Origin of the sequence: Bacillus sp. NPDC057893 (assembly GCF_042796455.1) — a bacterium.
Lineage (GTDB): Bacteria > Bacillota > Bacilli > Bacillales > Bacillaceae_G > Bacillus_A.
This window is the reverse complement of the sequence record NZ_JBHVNG010000001.1, coordinates 772,960-788,144: the sequence shown is the minus strand read 5'-3', so window position 1 is coordinate 788,144 and position 15,185 is coordinate 772,960. Positions and strand designations below refer to the sequence as shown.

Below are 15,185 nucleotides of genomic sequence, written 5' to 3'. Positions count from 1 at the left end.
AAATATCTGACAAAATTCAGTTATCTTAAAAATTTAAACATTTCTAAATACTTCTTATCAAGAGCAGGTGGAGGGACGAGCCCGACGAAACCCGGCAACCGATCTACAATTGTAGACACGGTGCTAATTCTCGCAGCGTTATGCTGACAGATAAGGAGCTGGTTGTAAAAAAACCTCTCCTTAGCTGAGAGGTTTTTTTATTTAACTAGGAGGTTTTAACAATGAGCGGAATTATAGCAACGTATTTAATCCATGATGATTCACATAACTTAGAAAAAAAGGCCGAGCAAATTGCACTCGGTTTAACAATTGGCTCTTGGACTCATTTGCCACACTTATTGCAAGAACAATTAAAACAGCATAAAGGCAACGTCATTCATGTTGAGGAGTTAGCTGAACAAGAACATACCAATTCGTATTTACGTAAAAAAGTTAAACGCGGGATTATTAAAATCGAATATCCGTTATTAAACTTCAGTCCAGACTTACCAGCAATTTTAACAACTACATTCGGAAAGCTATCACTTGATGGCGAAGTGAAATTAATTGACTTAACATTTTCAGACGAGTTAAAAAAGTATTTCCCTGGTCCAAAGTTCGGGATAGATGGTATTCGAAATCTTTTACAAGTGCATGAGCGTCCCCTTTTAATGAGTATTTTTAAAGGAATGATTGGACGAAATATTGGGTATTTAAAAACGCAATTACGTGATCAAGCAATTGGTGGTGTAGATATAGTAAAAGATGATGAAATATTATTTGAGAATACATTAACACCACTTACGAAACGCATTGTATCTGGAAAAGAAGTTTTACAATCCGTATATGAAACATACGGACATAAAACGTTATATGCCGTAAATTTAACAGGACGAACTTTTGATTTAAAAGAAAATGCGAAACGCGCAGTGCAAGCTGGTGCTGATATTCTATTATTTAATGTATTTGCTTACGGACTAGATGTACTACAATCACTTGCAGAAGATGATGAAATCCCAGTTCCTATTATGGCACACCCTGCTGTAAGTGGTGCTTATTCAGCATCCAAGCTATATGGGGTCTCATCTCCATTATTACTTGGAAAGCTACTACGTTATGCTGGTGCTGATTTTTCTTTATTCCCGTCTCCATACGGAAGTGTTGCGTTAGAAAAGGAAGATGCTCTCAACATTTCAAACTATTTAACTGAAGACGATGCATTTTTCAAAAAAAGTTTCTCTGTTCCATCTGCTGGAATTCATCCTGGTTTCGTTCCCTTTATTCTACGAGATTTTGGTAAGGATGTTGTTATTAATGCGGGCGGCGGCATACATGGGCATCCGTATGGGGCGCAAGGTGGTGGCAAAGCTTTCCGTGCTGCAATTGAAGCTACTTTACAAGGTAAACCACTCCATGAAGTGGATGAAATAAATTTACATAGCGCACTACAAATATGGGGAAATCCTTCTCATGAGGTGAAATTATGAGTATTCAAGTATTTTGTGATTTCGATGGTACGATTACAAATAACGATAATATCATGTCCATTATGGAAAAATTCGCACCATCAGAAGCAGAGGAAATAAAGCAAAAAATTTTATCGCAAGAACTTTCTATTCAAGAAGGTGTTTCTCAATTATTTCGATTAATACCTATTAATCTACACGATGATATTATTCAGTTTTTACAAGAAACTGCTGAAATCCGTACAGGTTTTCATGAATTCATACAATTTATTAATGAAAATAACATTTCCTTTTACGTTATATCAGGTGGAATGGATTTCTTCGTCTATCCACTCTTACAAGAAATAATCCCTAAAGAACAAATTTATTGTAATGCAACTGACTTTTCAGGAGAATTTGTTGAAGTTAAATGGCCACACCCTTGTGACGAGCAATGTCAGCATAGTTGTGGTCTCTGTAAATCATCATTAATTCGTAAACTAAGCTCTAAAGATGATTTTCATATTGTGATAGGAGATTCCATTACTGATTTACAAGCAGCAAAACAAGCAGATAAAGTATTTGCCCGTGACTTCCTTATTACAAAATGTGAAGAAAATCATATTGCTTATACATCCTTTAACACATTTCACGATATTCAAGTCGAATTACAACATTTGTTGGAGGTGAAATCATGAAACAACTTTTTCGTCAATGGTATGACTTAAGTGAAATAAAAAAAGAATTAACAACTCGGAATTGGTTTCCAGCAACAAGTGGAAATATTTCTATAAAAGTCAGTCATGATCCCCTTACTTTTCTTATTACAGCAAGTGGCAAAGATAAAACAAAAACCACTCCAGATGATTTTCTATTAGTAAATCATCAAGGAGTTCCCGTTTTAGAAACTGAGTTAAGCCCTTCAGCAGAAACAATATTGCATACACATATTTATAACAGCACGAATGCCGGGTGCGTACTTCATGTTCATACAACTGATAATAATGTCATCACAAATTTGTATAGCGATAAAGTCACCCTTCAAAATCAAGAAATTATTAAAGCTCTTGATATTTGGGAAGAAGGTGCAACGATTAACATTCCTATTATCGAAAATGATGCTCATATCCCAACGCTTGGAGAAAAATTTCGAAAGCATATACAAGGAGATTCCGGAGCAGTATTAATTCGAAACCATGGCATTACCGTATGGGGCCGTGATAGCTTTGATGCAAAAAAAAGATTAGAAGCTTATGAGTTTTTATTCCAATTTCATATAAAATTATTATCAATTCAAGGAGGCGTTTCTAATGGCGCAAATTCGTATTCATGAGGAAAATACTCGTATTGAAAATGAAGTAGAGGTATCAAACTTTCTACAAGGAGAAGATGTTTTATATGAGAAATGGAATATTTCTAAACTTCCTACTCATTTAAAAGAAAATTACTCCTTAACAGATGAAAACAAAGCTGAAATATTAACGTTGTTTTCAAAAGAAATTGCTGATGTTTCAGAGCGCAGAGGTTATAAAGCATATGATGTGATTTCACTTTCAAATAGCATACCTAACCTTGACGAGTTATTAATTAATTTCCAAAAAGAGCACCATCATACTGACGATGAAGTTCGCTTTATTGTCAGCGGTCATGGCATCTTCGCTATTGAAGGAAAAGATGGTCGATTCTTTGACGTTGAACTTGAGCCTGGTGATCTTATATCTGTACCTGAAAATGCCAGACACTATTTTACCTTACAAAATGATCGCCAAGTTGTAGCTATTCGTATTTTTGTTACAACAGAAGGTTGGGTTCCAATTTATTAAGGTAGCTAGTTGAATAAAAGAAATTGGAACCCCTTTTCCAACCTTTTATTCACTCTACATATATACATCCTCCTATGGAACAGGCTTATTTCATAACATTGAAGTAAGCCTGATTTTTTATTTACTAAAATGATTTGTCCCTTTCGTTTGTTTAAATCAAATATCTCGAATCATAATTCCACTTTATCAAGTACATTTCGGAATACTTTTTGAACATTTGTTGAACTTTTTTTAAATTTTTTCTGAAAATTCTGTTTTATGTATGATATACTACAACTAATAAGAAGGAAAAGAATATTGCAAACAGAGGGGGATAATCATGAGTTTACTTATCGCACTTATACTAGGAGTTATATGCGGAGCTATTCCTGTCATTTTAGGAGCTATTATGGAAGAATTAGAAGTTGGTGTTTTAGGTTTTGCTGCATCATGTGTAAGCGCTTTATTTTTCGGTTTATATGGTGCTATTCCTGTTGCTATTCTGTGCGCATTTTATATACTACGCCATGCTCGCGCGAAACAGTTGGGCCCTAATCACATTGCACAAGTTATTCCATTCCCAATTGAAAGATGCCGTCGCGCTTCCAGCCTATAAATTATCCAACTTAAATATTATGCCTGCCTAAATAAATAAAAAGTCCTCAAATGAGGACTTTTTATTTATTTTCTTCTAGAAATTGAAACAATTCTTGCAAATGAAGTGCATCTTCACTATAGCTAACTGATACATGACATGTCCCTTCAATCTCAGCATGCATATAAAGGGCAATTCCATCCCGATCATATTTCAATGCCAAATAAAACTCCATTTCCTCTAACATCTTTTTCGAGGTTCGGATAACATAATGCCCTTTCTCATCTCTTCCATATTCAAAATCTGGTCCAAAATCGTATTTTTGTTTAAAAGCTTCTTTTTGCTTATCATTAATCTGTACACAAGTTGCTCGTTGCACAGCATCAATCATCTCGTCAAACTTTTGGAGATCCATTTCATTTACCCCCTTATATACTTTTTGTATAATACTTGTGTTCCGCTATTCTCTTTTCCATCTGCGATTAGCTCTTCATACAATTCCTTCGCTAGGGTTAGACCCGGTACTGGTAATTGTAATTTTTCAGCTTCATCTAAAGCAATCTTCATATCTTTCATAAAATGCTTTACATAAAAGCCAGGTTCAAAATCTCCTTTTAACATTCGAGGAGCTAAATTACTTAATGACCAGCTACCTGCTGCTCCTGTCGAAATACTCTCTAATACTTTATCTGCATTAAGTCCAGCCTTTTTCGCATACGCTACCGCTTCACATACTCCTATCATGTTAGAAGCAATTGCAATTTGATTGCACATTTTTGTATGTTGTCCACTCCCAGCAGGGCCTTGCAACTGAATATTTGTTCCTAATTTTTCAAATAGAGGTAAGCAAATATCATATATTCTGTTCTCTCCACCGACCATAATTGCTAGTCTAGCTTCTTTAGCGCCAATGTCCCCTCCAGATACTGGTGCATCTAATGTATATATATTCTTGCTTTTCGCAACTTCATTAATACGTTTTGCCAATGTTGGTGTAGATGTTGTAAAGTCAATTGCTATCGTACCTTCATTTGCATGTTCTAAAATTCCATCTATCCCAAAGTACACTTCTTCTACATCATGAGGATAACCAACCATCGTCATAACAACATCAACTTGCTTTACTAACGCTTTCGGTGTATCACACCAAGTCGCACCCTCTTGCACTAAAGAATCCGCTTTTTCTTTCGTTCTATTATATACATATACTTTATAACCACTTTGCATTAAATGGTTAACCATACTTTTTCCCATCACACCAATACCAATGAAACCTATTGATAAATTTTTATTCTCCATCTTCTCATCCCCTTTGTTCTAATAAATCATTTACCATCTTCCGAAATTCCTTATTAAAATCATCATCCAAACTATTCTTCACATTTGAGAATAAAATAACAAACGTTCCTTTTTCTTTATTGAAATTATTAAACGTATTCCAACCAGATAATACACCATGATTATGGAAAAAATCAGGATATATGTAAAAGCTAAATGCATATTTCCTCTCTGCAGAAGGTGTAAACATCGCTTGTATACTTTGTTCAGAAAGAAGCTTTCCATTTATAATCGCTTCATCTAATTTCTTCATATCTCCTACTGTCGTATACATCTCACCAGAGCCATATAACCAGTCCATCCCTAATTTTTGCGCTGGTACAAGTTCTTGATCTTTCTTCACATAACCCTTCGTGAAGTTTTTATCTCCAGGTACCATATTTCCCATACCTGATTCATGCATCTCTGCCTTTGTAAATATATTTTCTTTTATATAATCTCCTAAAGGCTTTTTCGTTATATTTTCTATAATATAAGCGAGCACCATATAATTATAATCCGTATACTTCCAACCTGTTCCTGGTGGAAAATCTAACTTTTGACTTCCAATCCAATTTATTAAATTTATACGTGAAGCTACATTAACCTTTCCTTTCCCATTTTCCGGTAAACCAGATGTATGCGTTAATAAGTGATATAACGTGATGTTTTTATCTGCTGGAAATGAAGGAATATATTTATTTACATTATCTTGGATATTTAACTTCCCTTGTTCTTGTAACTGTAAAATGGATGTAGCAACAACGGTTTTCGTAATAGAACCGATACGATATTTTGTTTGAGGCGTATTTTCTATTTTATTTTGAACATCAGCATATCCATATCCTTTATTCAATATAACATGCTCTTTATCTGTCACCAAAACTGTCCCATTAAATTGCTTTCCTACTAAATACTGATCTAACTTTTGAGCTATACTAGCATAATCAATTTTTTGTACTTCTTCTATATTATCCTGTACCTCTGACTCAATAGCAGGCGTTACCTTTGTTGTTAATACTGCTTGTTCCTTTGGATCGGGACTATAGAGAAAATAGTATACTCCGCCGCAAACTACAGCAGACAGTGAAGCCATAACAATTATTTTTTTTATCATATTGTTCCTCCGTAATTATTTCATTTAAAATGGTCCCCCATATTCTATTATCAGGTAATAAAAAAAAATCGCAACAATTTGTTGCGAAAAATCACATTTTTTCTTTTCTATATATACATACTTGATTTTTCCCATTTTTTTTCGCTTCATATAATGCAATATCCGCTCTTTGCATTAACTCTTCTCTTGTAATCCCTTGCTCATATAACGCAACTCCAAAACTCGCTGTTAATTTTGAGATTCCAGTGAATTGCTTTGTTTCAATGAAAAAACGCAATGATTCCGCAACTTGAAACGCTTCTTTTTCTACCGTATTTGTCACTAATATTATGAATTCCTCTCCTCCCCACCTTGCAAATATATGTTGATGTTCAACTTTAGATTTCATAAGATCTGCAAGTTGTATTAATGCTAAATCGCCAAAATCATGGCCATATGTGTCATTTACTGTTTTAAAATTATCTATATCAAATAAAATAAGTGCTAATTTTTCATCGTTACGTATTGCATTGTCCCACTCTACCTCTAGTATTTGTTGGAACTTCAAGCGATTATAAATCTCTGTCAATGAATCTATCATAGCAAGTCTTTCTTGCTCTTGATAGATTTCGTCTAATTCTGTAATCTCTGTACACTTTACAATAAATCTCGATAAATCTTCTGGCAACGGTGTCGCACGTAATAAAAATGTTGATACGATCCCTTCATAATTGGACATCTTAATTCTTCTATCATATGATAATGTATCATCTAACCATGTTATATCATGAGTCGTTGAATAATATCCATTTTCTCTAATAAAATGTTCAGCAAATACTAAATGTTGCTCACGATAAGCAAACAAATTTTCATATCCGAAAAACTCTAAAAAATTCGTATTACAATCAACAATCTCATCATCTTCTACTATAAATAATAGATCATTTTGAAAATCAAACATCGTCTGAAGTAGTTCTTGTTGCAAACTTACTTGTCGTACTAAAGAAAGTTGATACAAACTCTTATTCACTTCCTCTAACACTACTTGTGGAGTTACTGGGGCTATCACAATATTACGTATTCCTAACGTAAGCACCTCTGTAAACTCGTTTGTTATCTGTTGATCCCAAATGACAATGAATGTACTATGGGGATTATACATATTCTTTATATATTTTATTTGAGAAAAATCTGTTACATACATAATTACAATATGTGGTTTAGTCTTATGAAACAATAGTTCTCCTTCTTCAAAACTATTTGCTATAAACATACATTTTGGATGGACATTTTCTATCGTTTGTTGATGTGTACATCCATCTTCTATATAAAGGACATTCAACTGAAGATCTTGTAATACATTTTGGAAAACAGTATTCTCTAATAAAAAATGTAGTATGTTCATCACTAGTCTTCACTCACTTCATATATCTTGTTTTGCTGAATTCCTCACAATCATTTTATAAAAGATTGTTCTCAAAAAAATCCGATTAGTGAGGGATACATATTAACAAGCTAATTGAGAATGTTATCTTCGCTTATCTACTCTGGAAATTCCTTTTTTAGTGTATGATTATATGAATTGTATCGTTTGTATGAATGCCCTCCTTATTACTTAAAACTTGACAATTAAAATAAAGTTATTATATTCTTAAATTCAATAACTTACAAAATGTAAGTAGAATATATTACATGTATTTTAAATTAAGCTGATATGTAATTTGGAGGATATATAATGACAAACAGTGACTTTTTTAACGTTTTATATGAACGCACATCTACACGTGCATTCAACCCTGAAAAAGAAATTTCATCTACAGAATTACATGAAATTTTAAAAGCAGCTGCTCAAGCACCTTCTGCTTGGAACTTGCAACACTGGAAATTCCTTGTTTTCCAAGGCGAAGACGTACAAAAACGATTACACCCAATTGCTTATAACCAACAACAAATTCTTGATGCTTCTGCCGTAGTCGCTATTTTAGGTGATTTAGAAGCATATAAAAATGTTGAACCTGTTTACGGCCCAATTGTAGAACAAGGGTTTATGAAAGAAGAAGCAAAAGAGCGCTTAGCTAAAAACATTGAATCTGCATATACTCGTGAGCAATACCCACGAGATGCTGCTTTTTCAAATGCTGCTTTAGCAGCAATGCAACTTATGCTTGCTGCTAAAGCAACTGGCTGGGATACTTGCGCAATTGGTGGTTTCAACCCACAAGCACTAATGGAAGAATTTAATGTTTCATCTCGTTACGTACCAATTATGCTTATTACAATTGGTGAATCAACTTTAAAAGGTCACCCTGCACCGCGCATGAGCGTAGAACAAGTGAGTGAATGGGCGAAATAATAAAAAAACGAAGGTAATTTCATTACCTTCGTTTTTTTATTATTCTGTCACACATCCGTAATATTACAATGTATTATTCGACATCTATACATAGAGAAATCGTAATTTTTATGCTATCCCCATAAACAAATATGACGTTTTATGTCGAAATTTGTTAAAGTATCGAAATATAACCGTGTATTTTTGTTACAATTGTGATACAATAATAACAAATAGATAACAAGAGAGGGATTTTCATTGAGTTCATACGGAAGCTTTATCGCACTTTTAAGTTACATAGTAACTGTACTACTGCTATATTTTATTGGCGATGCTGCAAACATATCAGTGTTACAATTCCCTAAAGAAGAAGCGTTACAATTAGAAGCAGAAAAACATACTGCACGATCCATTGCACCACTACTCTTAGCTCTTCCTGTATATATCATCGTTTTATATAAAAGTAAAAAAGTGTAAAGGCTACCTATTTCATTCATTTCGGTGGTCTTTACATTTTTTTGTGATATTTCCCCTATTTTAAACATCATTCCATACTAAATACCCATCTAGTCATTTAAAATGAGAAAATCCCCTAGAAAAATTTCCATTATCTGTCCAGTCACCGACTGCCGAACTTACATAGATTATAAGTGTGAAGGGGGTGATGAGGATTATGTTTGGATCATTTGGATGCTGTGATAACTTTAGAGAATGCCATCATCGTGAAAGAGAGTGTGACCATCGCGAGAAAGAGAGAGAAAGAGAAGAAGTTAGACCACACCGACCTGCTGTATGTAACGTACTTGCTACCATTTCAGTTGGAACAGAAATTTCTCTTTTAAGCATTAGAGGCCATCAATCATTCCGTAATGTAATTTTTGAAGGATTCTTGCTCTTTTCTCTGCTTTAGCTCGTAATGACAAAGATAACAACAACAATAATAATAAAGACGATAAGAACAATCAAAATACTTTTACTGGCATTTTACGTGTATGCCCAACTGATATTATCGCAGTCGCTATCTAATTCTGTTCCCTATCCTCTATAGTAACAAAATAAGATTTACTTTTCTCATAGAAAAAACCTGAGACCGATTTCAAATCGACTCAGGTTTTTTTACTATTATATGCTTTTAACTAATTCAACAACTTCTTCAGCAGTTGACATTGTTAATGCTTTTTCTGCTAATGTTTCCATTTCTGCTTTTGACAACTTGCTTAGTTGTGTTCTTGCAGGAAGAATAGATGTTGCACTCATACTGAACTCATCTAAACCTAAGCCTAATAATAATGGGATAGCAAGTGAATCTCCCGCCATCTCACCACACATACCAGCCCATTTGCCTTCTTTATGAGCAGCATCGATAACCATTTTTACAAGACGTAAAATAGATGGGTTATATGGTTGGTATAAGTAAGCTACACGTTCGTTCATACGGTCTGCAGCCATTGTGTATTGGATTAAGTCATTTGTTCCGATAGAGAAGAAATCAACTTCTTTTGCGAACTGATCTGCTAATACTGCTGAAGCTGGAATTTCAACCATCATACCAACTTCAATAGAATCAGAAACAGTTGTACCCGCTTGAACAAGTCTTTCTTTCTCTTCTAATAAGATTGCTTTCGCTTGACGGAACTCATCAAGAGTTGCAATCATTGGGAACATAATTTTTAAGTTACCGTATACGCTAGCACGAAGTAATGCACGAAGTTGTGTACGGAACACATCTTGCTCATCAAGACATAGGCGAATTGCACGGTATCCTAGGAATGGGTTCATTTCTTTTGGTAAATGTAAGTATGGAAGCTCTTTATCTCCACCGATGTCAAGTGTACGAACAACGACTGGTTGATCTTCTTTTACACCTTCAAGAACTGCTTTATACGCTTCGAACTGCTCTTCTTCTGTTGGAAGATTGTCACGACCCATGTATAAGAATTCTGTACGGTATAAACCAACGCCTTCTCCGCCATTATCGATAATACCTTGTACATCATTTGGTGTTCCGATATTAGCAACAAGCTCAACGTGATGTCCATCACTTGTTACAGTTGCTTGGTCTTTTAATTTTGCCCATACAACTTTTTGCTCTTCAAATTTCGCTTTCTTTTCTTCAAAAGCACGAAGAGTTTCTTCAGATGGGTTTACAATTACTTCTCCATCTAAACCGTCAATGATTACGATATCGCCGTTTTGGATTTTCTCCATAACAACCTTCGTACCAACAACAGCTGGAATTTCCATAGAACGAGCCATAATTGCAGAGTGAGATGTACGTCCACCGATATCAGTTGTGAAACCTTTTGCATACTTACGGTTTAACTGAGCTGTATCAGATGGTGTTAAATCTTCAGCAATGATGATTACTTCTTCAGAAATTGTACCAGGATTTGAGAAGTTAATTCCTAGTAAATGTGCAAGAACACGTTTTGTTACGTCGCGAATATCCGCAGCACGTTCTTTCATATATTCGTTATCCATGTTTTCAAACATAGAAATAAACATTGATGCAACTTCATCCATTGCAAATTCAGCATTTACTTTTTCGCTATTTACTTTATCTTTTACTGGATTTACTAATTCTGGATCATTTAATACTAATAAATGTGCTTCAAAGATAGCAGCTTTATCAGCACCTAGCTCAGCAAAAGCGTGGTCCTTAATAGCTTCTAGTTCAGATTTTGCTTTCTCAAGCGCAGCGTCTAAGCGTACAATTTCAGCAGCTTCGTTTGTAATTGATTTCTTTTCAATGTTAAATTCAGGATTCTCAAGTCTGAAAGCCTTTGCAATAGCAATCCCACTTGATGCAGCGATCCCTTGAATGTTAAGAGTCATTATTCTCCTAATCCTTCGTTTTTCATAGTTTCTTCGATAGCTGCTAGTGCTTGAGCTGCATCATCACCATTTGCAGTGACCTTAATTTCCGCGCCTTGTTGAATTCCTAAAGACATAACACCCATGATTGATTTTAAGTTAACGTTTTTTCCGTTATACTCTAAGTTAATGTCAGAACCAAATTTGCTTGCAGTGTTTACAAGTAGAGTTGCTGGACGAGCATGAATTCCTGAGTCGCTAGTTACTTTAAAGATTTTTTCCATGATAATTTATCTCCTTTAAATACAGTATTTTTTTAGTTGTATAGACGTGAGTACTACATCATCTATTGTATATAATAGGCGATGTTCGGTCAACCACATCGCCTATTATAATTATAAACATTTTGCGTCAAATTCCTACTGAATGTCAATAATAGCGTTTTCGCCCTTCTTAACATTTCCATCTTTTTTCAATTCGACTTGTTGCCCTTGTTGTAAATTCGTAAAGACGATTGGTGTAATAATAGATGGTGCATTTTCTTTTACAAATGCAAGATCTACTTTTAATAATGGTTGTCCTTGCTTCACTTTATCACCTTGTGCTACAAGCGCTTCAAAGCCTTCACCATTTAATTTTACAGTATCAATACCGAAGTGGATTAAAATTTCTTTTCCACCTTCAGACTGAATACCAATCGCATGTTTTGTAGGGAATACATTTACAATCTCACCATTAACCGGAGAAACTACTGTTCCTTCTGTTGGCTCAATCGCAAATCCATCTCCCATCATTTTCCCTGAGAATACTTGGTCAGGTACTTCTGTAATCGGTAAAAGTTTCCCTTCAATTGGTGATACAATGGTCTCATTTTCATCAACTTTTTGAGGAGTTTCTTCTACCTTTACAGGCTCTTCTTTTTCAACATGAGGTGTACGACCTGACATAATATCATGAATTTGTGACTTTAATGTGTCAGATTTCGGTCCGAAAATAGCTTGAATGTTATTTCCAACTTCAAGTACTCCAGCTGCCCCAAGTTCTTTCAAACGATCTTTGTTTACATTTTTTTGCTCATTAACTTGAACACGTAAACGTGTAATACAAGCATCTAAAGAAGCGATATTTTCTTTACCACCAAGCGCTACTAATACTTCACGAGGAAGCTCGCCTGCTTCTGTTTTTCCCGCGCCGTCATTAGCAGTTGCCTCTTCACGACCAGGTGTTTTTAAGTTCCATTTACGGATTGCAAAACGGAATCCGAAGTAGTAAATAACTGCTAGTACAAGACCAACAATAATTACCCACCACCATGCCGTACGACCTGGTAGTACACCGAATAATATGAAGTCAATTAAACCACCAGAGAATGTCATACCAATTTTAACACCTAAAATTTGCATTGTCATAAATGAAAGACCAGCGAATACTGCATGGATTCCGAATAATACTGGTGCTACGAATAAGAATGAAAATTCAAGCGGTTCTGTAATACCTGTTAAGAAAGATGTTAATGCAGCAGATCCTAAAATACCAGCTGCTAATTTTTTATTTTCTGGACGTGCTTCATGGTACATTGCTAAAGCTGCTGCTGGAAGACCGAACATCATGAACGGATACTTACCAGTTGTAAATGTACCAGCTGTTAATTCTACACCGTCTTTTAACTGTGCCATAAAGATTTTTTGGTCACCACGGATTAATTCGCCAGCTGCATTTGTATACTGACCGAATTCGAACCAGAATGGTGAATAGAAAATATGATGTAATCCAAATGGAATTAATGAACGTTCGATTAAACCGAATATAAATGCTGCTATCGTTCTATTTGCATCAATCATTTGATGTGAGAACGTATTTAAGCCACCTTGAATGTATGGCCAAATGAAGCACATGATAATACCTACTACTAAAGAGAATGTTGCAGTTGCGATCGGTACGAAACGCTTGCCTGCAAAGAAACCTAAGTATGATGGTAATTCAATGTTGAAGTATTTATTATAGCAATATGCCGCTACTATCCCGACGATAATACCACCAAATACTCCTGTTTGCAGCGTTGGAATTCCTAATACGTTTGCATATGCTGGATCTGAAAATCCAATTTTCACTGGATCTGTTCCAGTGCTTGTTACTTTCACTAGTTTATCTACTTCTAAGAACACACTCATCGTTTTGTTCATAATTAAGTAGCCGACGAACGCTGCTAAACCAGCTACTCCGTCTCCACCAGCTAAACCGATTGCTACCCCAACTGCGAATAATAGCGCAAGGTTAGCGAAAATAATATCACCAGATTGTTCCATAATTTTTGCAACCATTACGAACCAATCTGCTTTTAAAGCAGGAATAACATTTGTTAGTTGTGGATTTTGAAATGCATTACCAAATCCAAGTAAAATACCTGCTGCCGGTAAAATCGCTACTGGAAGCATAAGCGCTTTTCCGACTTTTTGAAGAACACCAAAGATCTTCTTAAACATGGAAACCCTTCCTCTCTTATCTATATTGATACTTTTCGACAAACGCCAAAAAGGCATGAGGAAAAAAAAGATAGAACGATAGCTATACAAAGGGTAGTATGTCCCTTTCTTTAGCTTACATTCCCAACTTTTCTCCACTCATGCCTGATCGAATCAGTAACACGTGTCAAAAATAGGATTACGTATAAGTTCACTATAATTAAAGCAAACGTTTTCGTTATTTACCTTAATGTGTTTGTCGAATTTTGTATAACTTTGCAATAGTTATTATACATAACTATTGTAAGCGATTCAATCATTTTTTTTAACGTTTTCATTTTAGACAAAAATATATGTCTTTTTACACATGTTCTGCTTTCACTAATCGTTGTAAATGCATCGTTAAATAAATACTCTCCGCTTCATAAACAGGAAGTTGTAATTCTTTCTGCATTACTTTGACTAGCTTCCATGCCAAATTGTAACAACCTGGATATTCTAATTTTAATAAGTCAGCAAAACTTTGTGCTTCTTCTACTTTTTCTCCTTTTTTCACCCGTTCAATAGCATATTGCAAATGACGAATAAGGCGTAAATAATGAATGCTTTCTTGGTCTAATGTAATTTGTAGGTTTATCTCAATTAAAGACACAAGTTGTGCAATAAGACGGGAATTTTGATTAACAGAAGATAAATCAGAGTTTGTAAGCGAACTGTAAATATGGAGTGCGATAAAGCCAACTTCTCCTTCTGGCAATATAATCTGCAAACGAGAATTTAAAAGTTGCACAACTCCTTCAGCAATTTTATATTCCTCTGGATATAGCATTTTCGTTTCAACTAAAAAAGGATTATCTATTGTAAGTCCTTGTTTCAGTCTTTTAATTGCAAAAGAAATATGATCTGTTAAAGCGATATGAATATGTTCATTTAATGGAGACTCCGCTTTTTCTTGAATGTATAACATAATATCATTCATCAATTCAATTAGCTTTTCACTCACATGTGGCACTAAAAGTTTGTATTGTTCTCGATCACGTTCATTTTTTAAAACAAACATTTTCTCAATTTGTTCTTGCTCCAACACATCTTCAGCCTTTTTTCCAAATCCAATTCCTTTACCGATCACTACTACTTCCTCGTGTTCAGGATGGCTAGCAATGATGACATTATTATTTAAAACTTTTTTAATTTCTAGATAATTACTCATATAACACCACCCTCGTACTTAAATAGCCTACTTTTATGTTACAGAACATCCTTCTTTGTCGTCAATGTAAAACATCTACCATTTGATAAAAATTCATTTTTTAGACATGTTTGTATACGATGCGTATAATGTA

The 15,185-nt window shown here is 34.7% G+C and carries 15 protein-coding genes, 1 pseudogene and 1 riboswitch; of the genes and pseudogenes, 8 read left to right on the top strand and 8 right to left on the bottom strand.

All coding sequences use genetic code 11. The annotated features are described in order from the left end of the window. The first annotated feature begins 51 nt into the window (after positions 1–51). A riboswitch (SAM riboswitch) is annotated at positions 52–157 on the top strand. A gap of 64 nt (positions 158–221) precedes the next feature. The 5 genes from mtnW to ACFVQC_RS04380 all read left to right on the top strand — a co-directional run bounded on the left by mtnW (position 222) and on the right by ACFVQC_RS04380 (position 3,842). Further along, a complete protein-coding gene (gene mtnW, locus ACFVQC_RS04400; protein ID WP_377897494.1) occupies positions 222–1,466 on the top strand; it encodes a 2,3-diketo-5-methylthiopentyl-1-phosphate enolase in 1,245 nt (414 codons plus the stop codon). Next, positions 1,463–2,122, top strand: coding sequence for a 2-hydroxy-3-keto-5-methylthiopentenyl-1-phosphate phosphatase (locus ACFVQC_RS04395; protein ID WP_377897492.1), 660 nt, complete (start codon positions 1,463–1,465; stop codon positions 2,120–2,122). Before mtnW ends, ACFVQC_RS04395 begins: the two co-directional genes overlap by 4 nt. After that, positions 2,119–2,757 (top strand): methylthioribulose 1-phosphate dehydratase, encoded by a 639-nt coding sequence (locus ACFVQC_RS04390; protein WP_002145939.1) that lies wholly within the window; start codon positions 2,119–2,121, stop codon positions 2,755–2,757. Before ACFVQC_RS04395 ends, ACFVQC_RS04390 begins: the two co-directional genes overlap by 4 nt. Next, positions 2,735–3,247: a 1,2-dihydroxy-3-keto-5-methylthiopentene dioxygenase gene (locus ACFVQC_RS04385; protein WP_377897491.1), complete on the top strand. Its 513-nt coding sequence runs from the start codon at positions 2,735–2,737 to the stop codon at positions 3,245–3,247. Before ACFVQC_RS04390 ends, ACFVQC_RS04385 begins: the two co-directional genes overlap by 23 nt. A 319-nt stretch (positions 3,248–3,566) precedes the next feature. Then, the gene (locus ACFVQC_RS04380; RefSeq protein ID WP_002111585.1) at positions 3,567–3,842 is read left to right on the top strand and encodes a hypothetical protein; all 276 of its coding nucleotides are present in this window, start codon (positions 3,567–3,569) and stop codon (positions 3,840–3,842) included. Positions 3,843–3,903: 61 nt separating this feature from the next. Here the strand turns inward: ACFVQC_RS04380 and ACFVQC_RS04375 are convergent, their stop codons facing one another. The 4 genes from ACFVQC_RS04375 to ACFVQC_RS04360 all read right to left on the bottom strand — a co-directional run bounded on the left by ACFVQC_RS04375 (position 3,904) and on the right by ACFVQC_RS04360 (position 7,639). Further along, positions 3,904–4,236 (bottom strand): DUF3909 family protein, encoded by a 333-nt coding sequence (locus ACFVQC_RS04375; protein WP_002122159.1) that lies wholly within the window; start codon positions 4,234–4,236, stop codon positions 3,904–3,906. 5 nt (positions 4,237–4,241) lie between these two features. Beyond that, positions 4,242–5,120 carry an NAD(P)-dependent oxidoreductase gene (locus tag ACFVQC_RS04370; protein ID WP_002033921.1) on the bottom strand — a complete coding sequence of 293 codons (879 nt, stop codon included), beginning with the start codon at positions 5,118–5,120 and terminating at the stop codon, positions 4,242–4,244. Positions 5,121–5,124: 4 nt separating this feature from the next. Continuing rightward, the gene (locus tag ACFVQC_RS04365) at positions 5,125–6,255 is read right to left on the bottom strand and encodes a serine hydrolase domain-containing protein (RefSeq protein ID WP_377897490.1); all 1,131 of its coding nucleotides are present in this window, start codon (positions 6,253–6,255) and stop codon (positions 5,125–5,127) included. A 91-nt stretch (positions 6,256–6,346) separates the two neighbouring features. Then, a complete protein-coding gene (locus ACFVQC_RS04360) occupies positions 6,347–7,639 on the bottom strand; it encodes a GGDEF domain-containing protein (RefSeq protein ID WP_377897487.1) in 1,293 nt (430 codons plus the stop codon). Between the two features lie 330 nt (positions 7,640–7,969). Between ACFVQC_RS04360 and ACFVQC_RS04355 the strand changes: the two genes are divergently transcribed. From ACFVQC_RS04355 to ACFVQC_RS04345, 3 genes and pseudogenes are all read left to right on the top strand, one after another. Further along, positions 7,970–8,587, top strand: coding sequence for a nitroreductase family protein (locus tag ACFVQC_RS04355; protein WP_002145933.1), 618 nt, complete (start codon positions 7,970–7,972; stop codon positions 8,585–8,587). Positions 8,588–8,824: 237 nt separating this feature from the next. Continuing rightward, positions 8,825–9,043, top strand: a complete 219-nt coding sequence (locus tag ACFVQC_RS04350; protein ID WP_002088422.1) for a hypothetical protein — start codon at positions 8,825–8,827, stop codon at positions 9,041–9,043. A gap of 196 nt (positions 9,044–9,239) precedes the next feature. Continuing rightward, positions 9,240–9,592: pseudogene (locus ACFVQC_RS04345) on the top strand (DUF3915 family protein). A 96-nt stretch (positions 9,593–9,688) separates the two neighbouring features. On the opposite strand, the gene ptsP reads toward ACFVQC_RS04345, so the two are convergent. The 4 genes from ptsP to glcT form a co-directional block, all read right to left on the bottom strand. Next, on the bottom strand, positions 9,689–11,401 hold the full coding sequence (gene ptsP / locus ACFVQC_RS04340) for a phosphoenolpyruvate--protein phosphotransferase (RefSeq protein WP_377897486.1): 1,713 nt from the start codon (positions 11,399–11,401) through the stop codon (positions 9,689–9,691). Then, on the bottom strand, positions 11,401–11,664 hold the full coding sequence (ptsH, locus tag ACFVQC_RS04335) for a phosphocarrier protein HPr (RefSeq protein ID WP_002033915.1): 264 nt from the start codon (positions 11,662–11,664) through the stop codon (positions 11,401–11,403). Before ptsH ends, ptsP begins: the two co-directional genes overlap by 1 nt. A 135-nt stretch (positions 11,665–11,799) precedes the next feature. After that, positions 11,800–13,863 (bottom strand): PTS glucose transporter subunit IIABC, encoded by a 2,064-nt coding sequence (gene ptsG, locus ACFVQC_RS04330; protein WP_377890271.1) that lies wholly within the window; start codon positions 13,861–13,863, stop codon positions 11,800–11,802. Between the two features lie 340 nt (positions 13,864–14,203). Beyond that, a complete protein-coding gene (glcT, locus tag ACFVQC_RS04325; protein ID WP_377897484.1) occupies positions 14,204–15,052 on the bottom strand; it encodes a glucose PTS transporter transcription antiterminator GlcT in 849 nt (282 codons plus the stop codon). Positions 15,053–15,185 lie beyond the last annotated feature (133 nt).

Excerpts from the sequence above, each read along its gene's own strand:
- mtnW (WP_377897494.1), top strand. The coding sequence starts at position 222 with ATGAGCGGAATTATAGCAACGTATTTAATCCATGATGATTCACATAAC.
- ACFVQC_RS04395 (WP_377897492.1), top strand. The coding sequence starts at position 1,463 with ATGAGTATTCAAGTATTTTGTGATTTCGATGGTACGATTACAAATAAC.
- ACFVQC_RS04390 (WP_002145939.1), top strand. The coding sequence starts at position 2,119 with ATGAAACAACTTTTTCGTCAATGGTATGACTTAAGTGAAATAAAAAAA.
- ACFVQC_RS04385 (WP_377897491.1), top strand. The coding sequence starts at position 2,735 with ATGGCGCAAATTCGTATTCATGAGGAAAATACTCGTATTGAAAATGAA.
- ACFVQC_RS04380 (WP_002111585.1), top strand. The coding sequence starts at position 3,567 with ATGAGTTTACTTATCGCACTTATACTAGGAGTTATATGCGGAGCTATT.
- ACFVQC_RS04375 (WP_002122159.1), bottom strand. The coding sequence starts at position 4,236 with ATGGATCTCCAAAAGTTTGACGAGATGATTGATGCTGTGCAACGAGCA.
- ACFVQC_RS04370 (WP_002033921.1), bottom strand. The coding sequence starts at position 5,120 with ATGGAGAATAAAAATTTATCAATAGGTTTCATTGGTATTGGTGTGATG.
- ACFVQC_RS04365 (WP_377897490.1), bottom strand. The coding sequence starts at position 6,255 with ATGATAAAAAAAATAATTGTTATGGCTTCACTGTCTGCTGTAGTTTGC.
- ACFVQC_RS04360 (WP_377897487.1), bottom strand. The coding sequence starts at position 7,639 with ATGAACATACTACATTTTTTATTAGAGAATACTGTTTTCCAAAATGTA.
- ACFVQC_RS04355 (WP_002145933.1), top strand. The coding sequence starts at position 7,970 with ATGACAAACAGTGACTTTTTTAACGTTTTATATGAACGCACATCTACA.
- ptsP (WP_377897486.1), bottom strand. The coding sequence starts at position 11,401 with ATGACTCTTAACATTCAAGGGATCGCTGCATCAAGTGGGATTGCTATT.
- ptsH (WP_002033915.1), bottom strand. The coding sequence starts at position 11,664 with ATGGAAAAAATCTTTAAAGTAACTAGCGACTCAGGAATTCATGCTCGT.
- ptsG (WP_377890271.1), bottom strand. The coding sequence starts at position 13,863 with ATGTTTAAGAAGATCTTTGGTGTTCTTCAAAAAGTCGGAAAAGCGCTT.
- glcT (WP_377897484.1), bottom strand. The coding sequence starts at position 15,052 with ATGAGTAATTATCTAGAAATTAAAAAAGTTTTAAATAATAATGTCATC.